The sequence below is a fragment of the Pseudomonas sp. NPDC087614 genome (assembly GCF_044743485.1).
Classification (GTDB): domain Bacteria; phylum Pseudomonadota; class Gammaproteobacteria; order Pseudomonadales; family Pseudomonadaceae; genus Aquipseudomonas; species Aquipseudomonas baetica_A.
This window is the reverse complement of the sequence record NZ_JBIUWN010000012.1, coordinates 12,488-30,734: the sequence shown is the minus strand read 5'-3', so window position 1 is coordinate 30,734 and position 18,247 is coordinate 12,488. Positions and strand designations below refer to the sequence as shown.

The 18,247-nt window shown below is 63.0% G+C and carries 2 protein-coding genes (1 of these 2 only partly in view); both read right to left on the bottom strand.

Annotated elements, in window-relative coordinates; genetic code table 11:
• Window positions 1–5,927, bottom strand: the start of a protein-coding gene (locus ACIOWA_RS07105) for a non-ribosomal peptide synthase/polyketide synthase (RefSeq protein WP_401158988.1). 9,064 nt of this gene lie to the left of the window's left edge; the window shows 5,927 of its 14,991 coding nt (coding positions 1–5,927); the start codon lies at window positions 5,925–5,927; its stop codon lies off the left edge, out of view.
• The gene (locus tag ACIOWA_RS07100) at window positions 5,927–18,247 is read right to left on the bottom strand and encodes a non-ribosomal peptide synthase/polyketide synthase (RefSeq protein WP_401158986.1); all 12,321 of its coding nucleotides are present in this window, start codon (window positions 18,245–18,247) and stop codon (window positions 5,927–5,929) included. Before ACIOWA_RS07100 ends, ACIOWA_RS07105 begins: the two co-directional genes overlap by 1 nt.

Sequence of the window (18,247 nt, the reverse complement as noted above, 5' to 3'; positions counted from 1 at the left end):
TCGATTCGACCGACGTATTCGACGACGCCGTCAGCGCGGTAACGCGCCAGGTCACCGGTGCGGTACAGACGCCCGCCGTCAGCGGCAAACGGATCGGGAATAAAACGCAGGCTGGTCAGATCGGCACGGTTCAGATAACCCCGCGCCAGGCCGGCGCGCCCGATGTACAGCTCGCCGATACAGCCTTTGGCGACCGGGTTCAGGTCTCCGTCGAGCAAATACCACGACAAATCCGGAATCGGCTCGCCGATCGGGCTGCCGACATCGCCTTGCAGATCGGCCATCGACAATGGGCGGTAAGTCACATGCACGGTGGTTTCGGTGATGCCGTACATGTTGATCATTTGCGGCGCCTGATCGCCGAAGCGTTCGAACCACGGGCGCAGGCTCTTGACCTCCAGCGCCTCGCCGCCAAACACCACGTAACGCAGCGACGGCTGAAGCGCGGCGTGTTGCGGGGCGCACGCCACTTGCATCAATTGCTTGAACGCCGAGGGCGTCTGGTTCAGTACGGTGATGCCTTCGCGGCAGAGCAAAGCGTAGAAATCTTCCGGCGCACGGCTGACCTCGTAAGGCACCACCACCAGTTTGCCACCGTACAGCAGCGCACCGAAAATCTCCCACACCGAGAAATCGAAGGCGCAGGAATGGAACAGGCTCCAGACATCGGTCGGACCAAAACCGAACCACGCATCGGTGGCTTCGAACAGGCGCAGCACGTTGCGATGCGCCAGCAAGGTGCCCTTCGGCTGGCCGGTCGAACCGGAGGTGTAGATCACGTACGCCAGGTTGTCCGGGCTCATGCTGACCTGCGGGTTGCTGTCGCTATAGCCTTGGAGACCGTCGCGGTCCTGATCGAGCATCAAACTGCGGACCGAGTCCGGCACCGGCAGACGATCAAGCAGATGGCTTTGGGTCAGCAGCAGGCCGATGCCGCTGTCGCCGATCATGTAACTCAGGCGTTCTTGCGGGTAGCTGGGGTCCAGCGGCACGTAAGCGCCCCCGGCCTTGAGGATCGCCAACAGCCCGACCAGCATGTCGAGGCTGCGCTCAACCGCCAGACCGACACGCACGTCCGGGCCGACACCGCTGGCGATCAATTGGCGGGCCATCTGATTGGCGTGGCCGTTGAGCTTCTCGTAGGTCAGCGTCTGTTCGCCGCAGGTCACGGCAATCGCTTGCGGGGCGCGCGCAGCCTGGACTTCGATCAATTGATGCAGGCACCGCTCGCTGGGGAAATCGGCCACGGCCGGGTTCCATTGCAGCACGGTCGCCGCGCGTTCGGCTGCGTCGTGCAGCGGCAGCTCGGCAATGCGCTGACCGCTGTCGGCGACGATGCCTTGCAGCAGATTCGTCCAGTGTTGCGCCAGACGCGCGATGGTCGCGGCGTCGAACAAATCGGTGGCGTACGTCAACTCGGCCCAGACGTTATCGGTGGATTCGAAGGTGTTCAGGGTCAGGTCGAACTGTGCAGTGTTCGACGCCCAATTCAGGCCTTCGATCTCGATGTTCGGCAAGCGCGTGGCGCCCTGTGCCTGACGGGCCTGGCTCTGGTGATTGTGCAGCACCTGGAACAACGGACTGTGGCTGAGGCTGCGCTCCGGTTGCAGCGCATCGACCAGTTGCTCGAACGGCAGATCCTGATGAGCCTGGGCGCCGAGCACGGTGCTTTTCACTTGCTGCAGCAGGCTGCGGAACGTCTGCTGGCTGTCGAATTCGGCTTTCAGCACCTGGGTGTTGACGAAGAAGCCGATCAGTCCTTCCGTCTCGACCCGGTTGCGGTTCGCCACCGGCACACCGACGCGGATGTCGGCCTGACCGCTGTAGCGATGCAGCAAGGTCTGGAACGAGGCCAGCAACAGTGTGAACAGCGTGACGTTTTCACGCTGGGCAACCTGCTTGAGCGCAGACGCCAGTTCCAGGCTCAGCGGGATATCACGACGGGCGCCGCGATAGCTTTGCTCAGGCGGACGTGGGCGGTCGGTCGGCAGCTCCAGCAGCGGCTGATCGCCATCGCCCAGTTGCGCCGTCCAGTAGTTCAACTGACGCTCGCGTTCACCGGCGTCCATCCACTGCTTTTGCCACACCGCGTAGTCGGCGTATTGCACCGCCAACGCTGGCAATTGCACCGCCTGCCCCTGGCTATAAGCGGCGTACAACGCCACCAGTTCATCGACCATGACCGTCATCGACCAGCCATCGGAAACGATGTGGTGCAAGGTGATGACCAGTGCGTGGTCGTCATCTGCCAGACGCAGCAATTTGACTCGCAGCAGCGGGCCTTGCTGAAGATTGAACAGGTGCAGGGTTTCTTCGGCGACCAGCGCTTGCAGCGCGGCCTCGTCCAGATCGGCGGCAACGTCCTGAACGTGCAGATCCAGCGTGCCGTGGGCCTGAATCACTTGCAGGGTCTGGCCCTGCTCTTCGACGAAGCAGGTGCGCAGGGCTTCGTGGCGGGCGATCAGAGAATCGAAGCTGCGCTGCAACGCCACCAGATCCAGTTCACCGCGCAGACGCAGCGCGGCCGGGACGTGATAAGCGGTGCTGGTCGGCTCCAGTTGCCAGAGGAACCACTGGCGCTCCTGAGCATACGAAAGCGCCAACGGTTGCAGACGCGGCAGCGCGACAATCGGCGGTTCCCAAGTCGCCTGATCAATACCGAGCGCGGCGACAAAATCTTGCAGCGTGCTGTGTTCGAACAGCGTGCGCAGCGGCACCTGAACGTTCAGTACCTGACGCACCCGCGAGATCACTTGAGTGACCAACAAGGAGTGGCCGCCCAGTTCGAAGAAATTATCGCCAAGGCCCACGCGATCCAGCTTCAGCACCGCTTGCCAGATCTCGGCGACGGTGTGCTGGGTGGCGGTTTGCGGTGCGCTGTAGGTCGATTGCAACTGGCTGGCGTCGGGCGCCGGCAAGGCTTTGCGATCCACTTTGCCGTTGGGGGTCAGCGGCAGTTGCGCCAGGAACAACAGGTGCGCCGGTACCATGTACTCCGGCAGTTCAGCCTTGAGGCTGGCCTTGAGCGCGGCACGCAAATCGGTTTGCGAAACATCATTGACCGATGGCACCACGTAGGCCACCAGTTGTGGGCCGGTCGGGCCGTCCTGCGCGACCACGACGGTTTCGCGCACGCTGTCGAGCGCGAGTAAACGCGCTTCGATTTCACCGAGTTCGATACGCAAACCCCGGATTTTCACCTGATGGTCGATCCGCCCGATGTACTCGATCACACCCTCGGCGCGATAGCGCGTCAGGTCACCGGTGCGGTACAGACGCGCACCGTTTTTCGCGAAAGGATCCGGCACAAAACGTTCGGCGGTGAGGCTTGGGCGCTGGAAATAACCACGGGCCAAACCGTCACCGCCAATCAGCAATTCACCCGGCGCGCCGAGCGGATTGAGCTCAAGGTCACTGCCGAGGATGTACAACGCGGTGTTGTCGATGGGCGTGCCGAGGAACGGACGGCTGTTGTCCGCACTCAGCGCATGTTGTGCTGACCAGATCGTCGTTTCGGTCGGGCCATAGAGGTTCCACACGCGTGGCGTCAGCGCCAGCATGCGCTGCGCCAGTTCCTGCGGCAGCGCTTCACCGCCACAAAGGAACGTGCGGCCGTTGAGGATCGCGGCGTGTTCGTTGTCCAGCAGCATGCGCCAGGTCGACGGCGTGGCTTGCAGCACACTGACGGCGTGACGCTCGACCAGTTCGAGCACCGCTTGCGGGTCTTGATGCACGTCCTTGCCGGTCAGCACCACGCCGGCGCCGGCCAGCAATGGGCCGTAGATTTCCAGGCCGAAAATGTCGAACGAGAACGTGGTCAGCGACAGCATGCGATCAGTGGCTGCGATCCCTGGTTGCTTGATCATGCTCGCGACAAAGTTGCTCAGCGCCGCGTGACGCACCATCACGCCTTTGGGGTTGCCGGTGGAACCGGAGGTGTAAATCGTATAGGCCAGATGTTCGCCGTTGACCGCAACATCCGGCGCGGTCTGAGGATACGCCGCCAGCCAGCCGTGTGGCTGATCCAGCAACAGCATCTGCACGTTCGCCGGGATCGGCAACTGCGCCTGCAAGTGCGACTGGGTCAGCAGCAACTGCAAACCACTGTCCTCGATCATGTAGGCCAGACGATCTTGCGGGTACGCCGGGTCCAGCGGCACATACGCACCACCCGCCTTGAGGATCGCCAGCAGGCCGACGATCATTTCGACGCTGCGCTCGACGGCGATGCCGACCCGTTGATCCGGGCCAACCCCGGCCTCGATCAGTTTGTGTGCCAGTTGATTGGCCCGGGCATCCAGTTCGCCATAGCTCAGCACGTCTGCGCCGATGATCAGCGCGGTCGCTTGCGGGGTTTGTTGCGCCTGCAACGCGAACACCTGCTGCACGCAACCGCCCTGCGTGGTGTGATCGGCCACGCGTACCCAGTCCTGCAACAGCACATCGCGTTCGGTACTGTCCAACAACGGCAATTCGCCGACGCGGCAGGTCGGAGCGGCCACGATGCCACGCAGCAGGTTCTGCCAGTGACGAGCAATGCGCTCGACGGTCTCAGGCTTGAACAGGTCAGTGGCGTAGGTCAGCTCGGCGGCGAAACCGTCGCTGGATTCATAAGTATTGAGGGTCAGGTCGAACTGCGCGGTGCGCCCTTCCCACTGCACATCCTCGACACTCAACTGCGGCAGTTGCACCGCGCCACGCTGCTGATCACGGCGGGGCTGGTGGTTGAACATCACCTGGAACACCGGGCTATGGCTCAGGCTGCGCTCCGGTTGCAGCGCTTCGATCAATTGCTCGAACGGTAGATCCTGATGCGCCTGAGCATCCATCGCCGCTTGCTTGACCTGCACCAGCAAGCGGTTGAACGGTAGTTGCCCGTTCACCTCGGCATTCAATACCTGAGTGTTGACGAAAAAGCCGATCAGGCCCTCCGTCTCGACGCGGTTACGGTTGGCCGCAGGCACACCGACGCGAATCTGCGCCTGGCCGCTGTAGCGATGCAGCAAGGCCTGGAACGACGCCAGCAACACCATGAACAGGCTCGCACCTTCGCGCTGGGCCAGTTGTTTCAGGGCGTCGCCGAGATCCGCCGGCAAGTCCAGCTCAAGGCGCGCACCGCGCAGGCTTTGCACCGCCGGGCGGGGGAAATCGATGGGCAACTCCAACACCGGCTGCTCGCCGTCCAGCGTCTTGATCCAATAAGCCAGTTGCCGCTCACGCTCGCCCGCTTCCAGCCAGTGACGCTGCCAGATCGCGTAGTCGGCGTATTGCACGTCCAGCGCCGGCAGCGTCAAGGGCTGCCCGCGGGTGTCGGCGGCGTAATGCTGGATCAGCTCATTGACCAGCACTTTGATCGACCAGCCATCGGAGATGATGTGGTGCTGGATCAGCACCAGCACATGATCGTCCTGCGCCACTTTCAGCAGCGCCACGCGCAGCAGCGGGCCCTGTTGCAGGTTGAACGGGCGTGCGGTTTCGCTTTCGACGAACGCCTTGATCGCAGCCTCTTCACCGGCGGCATCAAGACCTTCGGGCAGCGGAACCAGACTGATGTTCAGCGGCAGTTGCGGATGAATCACCTGGCAGAAGGTTTCGCCCTGCTCGGCGAAGGTCGTGCGCAAACTTTCGTGACGCGCGGCCACGGCATTGAAGCTGCGTTCCAGCGCCGCAACATCCAGCCGCCCCTTGAGGCGCAGGGCGCTGGGGATGTGATACGCGGTGCTGTGCGGGTCCATTTGCCAGAGGAACAATTGACGTTCCTGGGCATACGACAGAGGAATCGCCGCAAACCCGGAACGTGTCTCCGGGATCGGCAGGTTGGCCGCAGAGACGCCCTCTTCGAGCATCTTTTCCAGGTACAGCTTACGTTTGTCCAGCGGCAGAGTGATAAAGCGCTTGGCTACCCTCAAAGCAACACTCTTGTCCATCAGACTTCCTCCATATCGTCAAGCAGGGCTTCCAGCTTGCTCAGTTTCTGTTCGTTGATTGCCCCGCCTCCTGTATCGAGGTGAGCGACAAAGTCGCTCAGGACGGGGTGCTGGAATAACAGTTGCGGGGTCAGCGTCAGGCCCAGTTCGAGGGCCATGCGCGACACCACGTTGACCGCCAGCAGCGAGTGCCCGCCCAGTTCGAAGAAGTGATCGTTCAGGCCGATGCGTTGCACGTCGAGCACTTGCTGCCAGATCGCCGCGACCCGCTGCTCAAGCTCACTGTGCGGCGCGACATAGGCGGCCTGCATCTGGCTGGCATCGACCGCTGGCAAGGCCTTGCGGTCGAGTTTGCCGTTGGGGGTCAGTGGCAACTGCTCAAGGAACAGCAGGTGCGCGGGAATCATGTAGTCAGGTAACGAAGACTTGAGGCCAGTCTTTAGTCCGTCGCGCAGGAGCCGCTGCGCTTGGCCGTCGCACAGATCCAGTGGCGGGGCGACCACATAGGCCACCAGTTGCGCGCCAGCCTCACCTTCGACGGCCAGCACCGCCGCTTCGGTGACGGCCGGTTGGGCGAGCAATCGCGCCTCGATCTCCCCCAACTCGATGCGCAATCCACGAATCTTCACCTGATGGTCGATGCGGCCCATGTACTCCAGTTCGCCCGCTTCACGCTCGCGGATCAGGTCGCCGGTGCGGTACATCCGCTCGCCATTGTCGGCGAGCGGGTTGGGTACGAAGCGTTCAGCGGTCATCGCCGCACGCCCCAGATAGCCGCGCGTGATGCCGGCGCCCGACAGGTACAGCTCAGCCGAAACCCCTTGCGGGACAGCGTGCAAATCAGCGTCGAGCACGTGACTGGCGCCGTGGTCGAGGGCACGGCCGATACGCGCCTGACCACCGGCACTGCGCCGAGTCCAGGTCGAATAGGTGGTGTCTTCCGACGGGCCGTAGAGGTCGTAGACATGCTCGACCGTCGACTGTTGATACAACGCGTCAACCAGCCCTTGCTTGAGCGGTTCACCGGCCAGATTGATGATCCGCACGCTTGGCGGAATCTGCCCGGCGCGCTGCAATGCAGCAATGGCTGACGGCACAGTGTTGATCAGGCGCACCTGATCGCGGGCCGCCAGTTGCGGCAGCTCAAGGGCATTACGGGCGATGATCAGCGAGCCGCCGTTGGCCAGGGTGACAAACAGCTCCCACACCGACAGGTCGAAGCACACCGAGGTCGAGGCCAGTACGCCTTGGATATCGTCGCGGCTGTAGACCTTGGCCGACCAGTCGATCAACGCCATGACGTTGCGATGGGCAATCGCCACGCCTTTGGGTTTGCCGGTGGAGCCCGAGGTGTAGATCACGTAGGCAAGGTTGTCTGGAACGACCGATGTTTGAGGCGCGACATCTGAATAGCTATTCAGCGACACCTGATCCAGCAGCAACACTTGCGTTTCGCCAGGCACCGTCAGGGTCGCGGCGACGGCTTGCTCGGTCAGCAGCACCCGCGCGCGGCTGTCCTCGATCATGTACGCGACACGATCCGCCGGGTAATCCGGGTCCAGCGGCACATACGCGCCACCGGCCTTCAGCACCGCCAGCAAGGCAATGAGCAACTGCTCGGAACGCGGCATCGCCACGCCCACGCGCACTTCCGGGCCAACACCGAGCTCGATCAGTTTGTGCGCCAAGCGGTTGGCTTGCGCGTCGAGTTCGGCGTAAGTCAGTTGCGTGCTGCCAAAGGTCACCGCCAGCACATCAGGCGTCGCTACGACTTGACGAGCGATGCCCTGATGAATGCACAGCTCGGTGGCGAAATCGGCAGCGACGCTCGGGACGCTTTCGATCAGGTTCAACTCACTGAGCGACTGCTCGCCCGACTCAGTCATCTGGCTCAGCAGACGCTGCAAATGCGCGCCCAACTGCGCCACGTTGGCCGCCGCAAAGCTGTCGCGCTGATAGCTCAAATGCACCGTCAGTTGCGTGCTCATGTTTACCAGCAGGGTCAGCGGATAGTTGGTCTGCTCCTGATTGGCCACCGCGCCGAAACGCAAACCTTGCGGCGCGCCACGTTCCAGCGCGTCGGCAATCGGGTAGTTCTCGAACACCATCAGGCTGTCGAACAGCGCATCACCGCCCTGCCCGGCCCAACGCTGAATATCGGCCAGTGGCGTGTGTTCGAACTCGCGCGACGCCAGGTTCTGCGCCTGCACGCCTTGCAGCCAACGGACCAGACTCTGCTGCGCCTGCGGCGCAGCAACCACCGGCAAGGTATTGATGAACAGACCGATCTGCGCTTCGGCACCCGGCAAATCCGCCGGACGCCCGGCGACGGTGGCGCCGAACGCAACACAGTCTTTGCCGGTATAGCGCTGCAACAGCAACATCCAGGCGCCTTGCACCACGGTGTTGACCGTGACTTTCGTAGCCCGGGCAAATTCCCCCAGACGCCGAGTCAGATCCGCGTCCAGCACTTGGTAATGATCGCCATAGCCGACGCTCGGCAAACCGTCATGCGGCCGCGCGATGGCATTGGCCAGACGCGTTGGCTCTTGCAGGTTGTGCAGCGTCGCCAGCCAGTAGGCCTCGGCCGCCGCCGCATCCTGGCGTTGCAGCCAGCCGATGTAATCGCGATAGCGCCCTGCCGGACGTGCGACCGTTTCGCCGCTGTAGTGCTGCAACACTTCGCCGAGCAACTGCGCGCTGCTCCAGCCGTCCATCAGGATGTGGTGGTTGGTGTAAATCAGGTGATGACGATCCGTCGCGGTGCGCACCAGCACCAGGCGCAGCAGCGGCGCACAGGTCAAATCCAGCCCCTGTGCGCGCTCTTCGTCGGCGAGGGTTTGCAGCGCCGCGTCCAGCCCGGCTTTGTCGTGCCAGTCGAGCACGCTGAACGGCACTTCAACCTGGCGCTGCACCACTTGCACCGGTTGCGGCAGATCGCCCTGCCAGAAAAACCCGGTGCGCAGAATGTCATGGGCATCCACCACCGCTTGCCACGCCGCCTGGAAGCGTTGTGGATCGACGCCGTCGACGTCCAGGCGCATCTGGTTGATGTAGTCGCCGTTGCCATGTTCGAGCAACGTATGGAACAGCATGCCCTGCTGCATCGGCGACAGCGGGTAGATGTCATCGATGCTTTGCGGTTCGAGCACCAGCGCATCGAGTTGCGCCTGCGACAGTTGCGCCAGCGGGAAGTCCGACGGTGTCACGCCACGGTTGGCGTTGTCGCAGCAATGGCCGATCAGCACAGTCAATTCCTGCACGTAGTCATCGGCCAGACGCTGGATGGTCGCCGCGTCGAACATCGCGCCGCTGTAGGTCCAGCTCAGATCCAGTTCGCCGCCAAAGACTTTGCCGTTCAGCGCCAGCGGGTTGCCCAACGGGCCTTGCAGATTGACTTCGGCACCGCCGGACTCGCTGGTCGGCACGAACAGGGCTTCGGCGGCGGCATCGAAACTGCCGTCGAACTGGCCCAGATAGTTGAAGGTCAGGCGTGGTGTCGGCAAGGCTTGCAGGGCTTGGCGAGCCTGCTCATCGCCCAGATGCGCGAGCGCGCCGAAGCCGATGCCTTTGTGCGGAATCGCCCGCAGTTGTTCCTTGACCTGCTTGAGCGATGCGCCCGGTTCGGCAACCGGCGAAAGGCGCGCCGGGAACACACTGGTGAACCAGCCGACAGTGCGCGTCAGGTCGACGCTGTCGAACAGGTCTTCGCGACCGTGACCTTCGAGCAATACCAGCGCATGGTCGGCACCGGTCCAGCGCACCATCACCCGCGCCAGAGCCGTCAGCAGCAGATCGTTGACCTGCGTGCGATAAGCCGCCGGCGCATCCTGCAACAGCTGACGGGTCAGGGTCTGGTCCAGTTTGCTGCGAATGGTCAGCGCCTGATCGTGTTGCTGCCCACCGTCGGGACGGTCGAAAGGCAACGTCGCCGATGCACCTTGCAACTGTTGCTGCCAGAAGCCCAGTTCAGACTGCAGCGCAGGCGTGGCGGCGTATTCCTGCAAGGCCTGCGCCCAAGCTTTGACCGCATGGGTCTTGGCCGGCAACTGCACGGCATTGCCCGTAGCGATCTGCCGGTAAGCGTTTTGCAGATCTTCAAACAGAATCCGCCACGACACGCCATCGACCACCAGATGATGGACGATCAGCAGCAGGCGTTGACTGCCATCGGCCAGGTTCGCCAGCACCGCGCGAATCAGCGAGCCACCGCTCAGTTGCAGGCTGCGCTGGGCCTTGTCGCCCAATGCCTCAAGGGCTGCGAGGTCGGCAACCGCGACTTGCCAGAGGATCGTTTCACCCGCCTGGGTCACAACGTCGCGATATTGCGCCGACCAGCCATCCGCCTGCTCGACAAATTCCAGGCGCAGGCTGTCGTGGTGCAGCACCAACGCATCCAGCGCTTGCTCAAGCAAGTAGCCATCGAGCGCCTGACTCGGTTTGAGCATCACCGACTGGTTCCAGTGATGACGATCAGGAATCGCCTGAGCGAAGAATTCCTGATGAATCGGCAACAGTGCCGTGCTGCCCGTGACCGGTTGCTGATCGATCATTTGCAGCGCTTCGCCCGTCTGCGCGACAACGGCCAACGCCTGAATGGTCTGGTGCTCGAACAGGTCTTTGGGCGTGAAGCGGATACCCGCCTGCCGCGCACGGCTGACCACTTGAATGGAAATGATCGAGTCGCCGCCCAGCTCAAAGAAGTTGTCGCTGATACCGGCCTGCTCAAGCTTGAGCACGTCTTGCCAGATCGTCGCCAATTGTTGCTCCAGCGCGTTCTGCGCAGCGACATAGGTCTGTTGCAGTTGGCTGACATCCGGTTTCGGCAGGTTCTTGCGGTCGAGTTTGCCGTTCGGCGTCAGCGGCATGCGTTCCAGACGCAACACATACGCCGGCACCATATGGCCCGGCAGGGTTGCCTTGAGCTGCGCACGCAGCTCTTCGGTGAAGTCGGCGCGGGCAGAATCACCCACCACATAGGCGACCAGACGCTTGCCGCTGCCGGCACTGCCTTCCTGGGCCACGACCACGGCTTCACGCACGCCGTCGAGCGCTTGCAGGGCGGCTTCGACTTCGCCGAGTTCAATGCGAAAACCGCGGATCTTCACCTGATTGTCGATGCGATCCAGATAGTCGAATGTGCCATCGGCGCGCTGGCGAACGAGGTCGCCGGTGCGATAAAGCAAGCCGCCAGTGCGGCTGAACGGATCAGCGACAAAACGCTCGGCAGTCAGCCCCGGACGATTCAGATACCCCCGGGCCAGCCCCGTGCCACCCAGATACAGCTCACCAGCCATACCTTGCGGCAACAGGTTCAGATCGGCGTCGAGCACGTAGGCACTACGGTCACCGATGCGGCTGCCGATTGGCGCGTAAGCGGCGCCGCTCGGCACATCGCGACCGGCCTTCCAGATCAACGGCGTGACCACGGTTTCGGTCGGGCCGTAGCCGTTGATGATGAAGTCCGGATCGAGCGCCCGTTTGACCCGCTCGAAACTGGCGTTGGGTACCGCGTCGCCGCCAAAGCAATAGATGCGCACTCTGGGCGGATTGCCCACACGCTCTGCGTGTTCGGCCAGTTGTTGCAGGTACACCGGCGGGAACGCGACCACGGTCACGCCATGCTCAATCATGGCGTTGTAGGTCTGCTCCGGTGTCCACAGGCTGTCGTCGCGGATCAGCAACGAGGCGCCGTGGGTGAGGCTGGTCAGCCAGCGCTCATGGGCGCCGTCGAAGGCGAACGACATGAAGTGGAATTCGCAATCGCTGTCGCGCATTTCATAACGCTGACCGATGGCCTGGCAATGCATCGCCAAGGGGCCGTGAGCGACGCTGACGCCTTTGGGGTTACCCGTGGAGCCGGAGGTGTAAATCACATACGCGAGGTTATGCGGATCGAGTTGCACGGGCGGCGCGGTGATCGGCCATTCGCGCAAGTCGAGGCGATCGAGTTCAAGCAGCGGCACCGATTCGGCCACAGGCAATTGCGCCGACACCGACGAGTCGCTGATCAACAGCGCGAGCCCCGAATCCTCGATCAGGTAGGCCAGACGTTCACGCGGATAGCTGGTGTCCAGCGGCACGTATGCGCCGCCAGCCTTGAGCACCGCCAGCAACGCGACGATCACCGCCTCACTGCGCGGCAGGGCCACACCGACGCGGGTTTCCGCACCGACGCCACGGGCGATCAACGCGTAGGCCAATTGGTTGGCGCGCTGATCGATTTCGCCATAGCTGAAGCGCTGACCGTTGAAGATCACCGCCGTGCGTTGCGGACTTTCGCCGGCCAGCGCGGCAATACGCTGATGCACGCCGATGTCCACCGGGTACGGTTGCGGATGGTTTTCGGCTTGCTGGCGCGCCTGCTCTTCAGCGCTGGCCAGGCCGATTTCGCCGAGGTTGCGTTCAGCCGACACGGCAAACTGCTCAAGCAGTTGCAGCAGGTGCGCACTGATGCCGGCGATGACATCGCCGGCGAACTGGCCACGGTCGAAGCTGTAATGCAACGCCAGTTGCTCGCCGAGCGTGACCGCTACGCTGAGCGCATAGTGCGTTTGCTCCAGATTGCCCACGCCACCGAACACCAGCCCTTGCCCGGCCTGACTCAGGGCCTGGGCAATCGGGTAGTTTTCGAACACCAGGATGTTGTCGAACAGCGCTTCGCCACCCTGCCCGGCCCAGCGCTGGATGTCCGCCAGCGGCGTGTGTTCGAAGTCGCGCAGGCTGAGGTTCTGCGCCTGCACCGCTTGCAGCCATTGGCCGACGGTTTGGTCCGGACGCGGCGCACCGATCACCGGCAAGGTGTTGATGAACAGACCGACCTGCTGCTCGATGCCCGGCAGATCCGCCGGACGCCCGGCCACGGTCGCGCCGAACGACACCGCTTCGTGACCGGTGTAGCGTTGCAGCAACAGCAGCCAAGCCGCTTGCACCAAGGTGTTGACGGTGACTTTCTGCTGACGGGCAAACGCTTCCAGTGCCTGGGTGCGTGACACGTCCAGCGTCAAGTAATGATCGCCGTGACCGCTGAGGTTTTCCCCGCCGGTGGCGGCGCGGGCCAGTCGGGTCGGCTCTTGCAGCGCAGCGAGTTGTTCGCTCCAGAAGTCCTGACTGAGTTGACTGTTCTGCCGTTGCAGCCAGGCAATGTAATCGCGATAACGTCCACCGCCGCTTACCGGCGTCCGGCCGCCGTAACGCTGCAAGACTTCGCCAAGCAACTGCGAGTTGCTCCAGCCGTCCATCAGGATGTGGTGATGGGTGTAAATCAGGTGCCATTGCTCGGCGCCGGTCTGCACCAGCACCAGTCGCAGCAATGGCGCGCAGGTCAGATCAAAGCCTTGCTGACGTTCGGCATCGGCCAACGCTGCAAGAGCGGCTGGTTGATCGTCGCGGCTGCGCCAATCCAGAGTGGTGAACGGCAATTGCACCTGCTTGTGCACGATCTGCACCGGTTGCGTCAGTTCGCCCTGCCAGACGAAACCGCTGCGCAGAATGTCCTGCGCATCGACCGTGGCCTGCCACGCGGCGCGGAAACGCTCGGGATCAATGCCTTGCACATCGACGCGCAACTGGTTGATGTACTCACCCCCCGCTTGCTCGTAGAGGGTGTGGAACAGCAAACCCTGCTGCATCGGCGACAGTGGATAAAGGTCATCGAGCTGACCGGCCGGCACCGGCAGTGCATCGAGTTGCGCCTGCGTGACCTGCGCCAGCGGGAAGTCCGACGGCGTCGCTTGCGCGGTTTGCAGGGTGCAGCAATGTTCGATCAGCGCGTGCAACTCGACGGCGTATTGATCCACCAGTTTCTGTACGGTTGCGCCGTCGAACATCTCGCGGCTGAACCCCCAACTCATCGACAGTTCGCCGCCATACACCTGACTTTCCACGGCCAGCCAGTTGGCCAGCGGCGCCTCTGGATCCTGCGCGACACCGCTGTTTTCAGCGCACGGTACGAACAGCGCCGCCTCGTCGAACTGGCGGTCGAACTGGCCGAGATAGTTGAAGGTAATGCGCGGCGGCGCCAGCGACTCAAATTCGGCGCATACCGACGGCGCCGCGAGATAACGCAGCACGCCATAGCCCAGACCTTTGTCCGGCACCGCGCGCAGTTGCTCCTTGATCGACTTGATCGAACCGTCGAGATCGTCGTCGGCAATCAGATTTACCGCGAACAGGCTGGTGAACCAGCCCACAGTGCGACTCAGGTCGATGTCATCGAACAGATCTTCGCGACCATGCCCCTCCATCTCGATCAGCGTGCCCGGTTGCTCGCTCCAGCGGCTGATGGTGCGCGCCAGTGCCGTGAGCAGCAGATCGTTGACCTGCGTGCGATACGCTGCCGGCGCCTGTTGCAACAGTTGACGGGTGCGCTCGGCGTCGAGGCGCCATTGGATTTTCTCGCCATGCCGGTTCTGCAGGCTGCCATCCGGACGCTCGCACGGCAGATCCCGGGCATCCTGATGCTGGGCTTTCCAATAGCTCAGTTGGTCGTCGAAACGCGACGCTGCGCTTTCGAGGCGTGCTGTCCAGCTCTGGAAGGCTGTGGTTTTTGCCGGCAATTGAATGCCGCCGCCCGCCGCCAGTTGCTCATAGGCCTGCTGCACATCTTCCAGCAGCACTCGCCAGGAAACCCCATCCACCACCAAGTGATGAATGATCAGCGCCAGACGCTGGCTGCCATCGGCCAGCGTGACCAGCAACGCGCGCACCAGCGGGCCGTTGCGCAGATCAAGACTGCGCTGGGCCTCGTTGCATAAGGCGTTCAACTGCTCGACAGAGTCGGCGTCGCGCTGCCACAGCCCAGCGTTTTCAACCCGTGGGCCGTGGCTTTGCTGCCAGCCTTCGGCGTTTTCGACGAAGCGCAGGCGCAGGGCATCGTGGTGGTTGATGACGTGCGCCAGCGCGGTATCGAGCCACTGAGCGTTCAAAGTGGCGCGCGGGGTCAGCAGCAGCGACTGGTTCCAGTGCTCACGCACCGGCATCGCATGGCTGAAGAAGTGTTGCTGGATCGGCCCGAGTACGGCGTCGCCGGTCACTGGCCCTTGATCCACCGACGTCTGGCTGTCCAGCGTGGCGACCCGTGCGAGGCTGCGCACGGTCTGGTACTGGAACAGATCACGCGCACTGACGCGAATCCCGACCTGTCGCGCCCGGCTGACCACTTGAATGGAGATGATCGAGTCGCCGCCCAGCTCGAAGAAGTTGTCTTCGAGGCCGACGCGCTCAAGACCGAGCACGTCGGCCCAGATCGCCGCCAGGGCTTTTTGCATCGTGTCCTGCGGCGCAACGAAGGCTTGCTGCGGCGCGGCGTCAGGTTGCGGCAGAGCCTTGCGATCCAGTTTGCCGTTGGCGGTGACCGGCAGTGTGGCCAGGGTCATCAGGTAGGTCGGCACCATGAATTCCGGCAGACTGCCGAGCAGCCAGGCCTTGACGTCCTGCTGCCATTGCTCGTGCGGCTGAGTATTTTCCAGCACCAGATAAGCCACCAGATGCTTGCCGCCCTGCACCAGCACCACGGCCTCACGCACCCGCGAGTGCTGCATCAGGCGGGTTTCGATTTCACCGAGTTCAATGCGCAAACCGCGCAGTTTCACCTGATGGTCGAGACGACCCAGGTACTCGATCACGCCGTCAGTTCGCTGACGCACACGGTCACCGGTACGGTACAGGCGCGCGCCCTCATGGAACGGGCACGGCACAAAACGTTCGGCGGTCAGTGCCGGACGCTGGTGATAGCTGCGCGCCAGCCCCGCTCCGCCCAGGTACAGTTCGCCGGCCACGCCACTTGGCACCGGCGACAGTTCGGCGTCGAGCACATGGGTGCGCAGGTTGGCGATCGGACGACCGATCGGCACGCTGTCGGCGCCTTCGTCGACGCACGTCCAGTGGGTGACGTCGATGGCCGCCTCCGTCGGACCGTAGAGGTTGTAGAGGCCGGCATTCGGCAGTTTGGCGAAGACTTGCAGTTGCGCATCCAGTGGTAATGCTTCACCGCTGCACACGATGCGTTTGAGGCCGGCGCACGTTTCGACGCCCGGCTCGTGAATAAACGCCTGCAACATCGATGGCACAAAATGCAGCGTAGTAATGCGGTGGCGGTTAATGGTGTCGATCATCTGCCGCGGATCACGGTGCGCCCCAGGCGCAGCGACGACCAGACGCGCACCGCTGAGCAGCGGCCAGAAGAACTCCCAGACCGATACGTCGAAGCTGAAAGGGGTTTTCTGCAGCACCGAATCACTGGCGTCCAGAGCGTAAGCTTCCTGCATCCAGCACAAGCGGTTGACCAGCGCGGCATGACTGTTGCCGGCCCCCTTGGGCTTGCCGGTGGAACCGGAGGTGTAAATCACGTACGCAAGATTCAACGGATCAACCGGTACATCCGCACGGCTTTCACTGTAGCCGTCGAGCAGGCCCGGCTGATCCAGCGCAATGACCTTGACGCCGTCAGTCGGCAGGGATGTCAGCAGCGCCGCTTGGGTCAACAGCAAGGTGATGGCGCTGTCCTCGATCATGTAGGCCAGACGTTCCTGCGGATACTCCGGGTCCAGCGGCACATAGGCGCCACCCGCCTTGAGGATGGCCAGCAGGCCGACGACCATCTCCAGAGAGCGCTGGGCGCAGATGCCGACCAGACTGTCGGCCTGTACGCCTTGCTCACGCAGCAGCTGCGCCAGTTGATTGGCCCGGGCATCCAGCTCGACGTAGCTCAAGGTCTGCTCACCAAACACCAGCGCTGGCGCATTCGGCGTACGGGCAACCTGCGCTTCGATCAGTTGATGAATCGACTGCTCGGTCGGGTAAAGCGCCGGCGTATCGTTCCAGGCGTGCACCAGCGCGTGATGTTCATCGACCTCCAGCAGTGGCAACTCGCCAACCCGCTGCGACGGATCAGCGACCATCGCTGCCAGCAAGCGCAGCCAGTGACGAGCCATGCGTGCGATGGTCGCGGCGTCGAACAGGTCGCTGGCGTAGGTCAATGCGGCGTGCAGCTTGCCACCCTTCTCGCAGGTATCCAGGGTCAGGTCGAACTGCGTGGTACGACTCTGCCAGTCGAGACTGCTCAGCGCCAGACCCGACGCGGTGCTCAGCGCGGCGACGTCGGCCACTTGCGGCTGGTGGTTGTACATCACCTGGAACAGTGGCGTGTGGCTGAGGCTGCGTTCCAGTTTCAGCGCTTCGACCAGTTGCTCGAACGGCAGATCCTGATGAGCCTGGGCGCCGAGCGCGGTTTCCTTGATCGCGCGCAGCAGATCATCGACGCGGGTCTGGCCGTCCAGTTGCGTGCGCAGCACCTGGGTGTTGACGAAGAAGCCGATCAGCCCTTCGATGTCCCCACGGTTGCGGTTGGCAATCGGTACGCCGACACGGATATCCGTCTGACCGGTATACCGGTGCAGCAGCGCGTTAAAGGCGCCGAGCAAAAACATGAACAAGGTGACCTGATGCTGCTGCGCGGTGTTGCGCAGTTGCTCGGCCAACTGAGCGTCGACGGCAAATTCGTAGCGGGTACCGCGATAGCTCGGCACCGTCGGGCGCGAATGATCCAGCGGCAATTCCAGTACCGGATGTTCGTCGCCCAGTTGCGCCTGCCAGTAGTCGAGTTGGCGTGCCTGCTCGCCCGCCTCCAGCCAGCGCCGTTGCCACAGGGCATAGTCGCTGTACTGAATCGGCAGCGGCGCCAGTAGCGGCGGCTGATCGCCATCGAACGCGTCGTAGCAGCGGATGAATTCATCAATCAGCACGTTCATCGACCAGCCATCGGAGACGATGTGGTGCAAGGTCAGCAACAGGACGTGTTCCTGCTCCGCGAGTTTGAGCACATTGACCCGCAGCAGCGGGCCGACTGCCAGATCGAACGGCAGCACCGATTGTTGCTCGGCGGCGTGAACCACAGCCTGCTCGCGTTCGGCCTGCGGCAGAGCGCTGAAATCTTCACGGGCAATCACCAGCGGTGCGCTGGCCGGCACTTGCAGCAGGCGGTCATCGGCCTGGCGCTGGAACACCGTGCGCAGGGTTTCGTGACGCTCCACCAGACAGGCGAAGGCTTGCTCCAGCGCCGCCACATTCAAGCGCCCACTCAGACGCACTGCGCCCGGCAAGTTGTAGGCGCCACTTTGCGGATCGAGTTGCCAGAGAAACCACATGCGCCGCTGCGCGTAGGACAACGCCTGACGATCCTCGGCCTCGATGCCGGCGGGGATCGGAAACCGGGCGAAATCCACGCCCTCCTTTTGCAAAGCCGCAAGGAACATCTGGCGCTTTTCCAGCGGCAGTCCGATAAACCGGCGAGCAAGTTTCAAGGAGTCTTCAGCATTCAT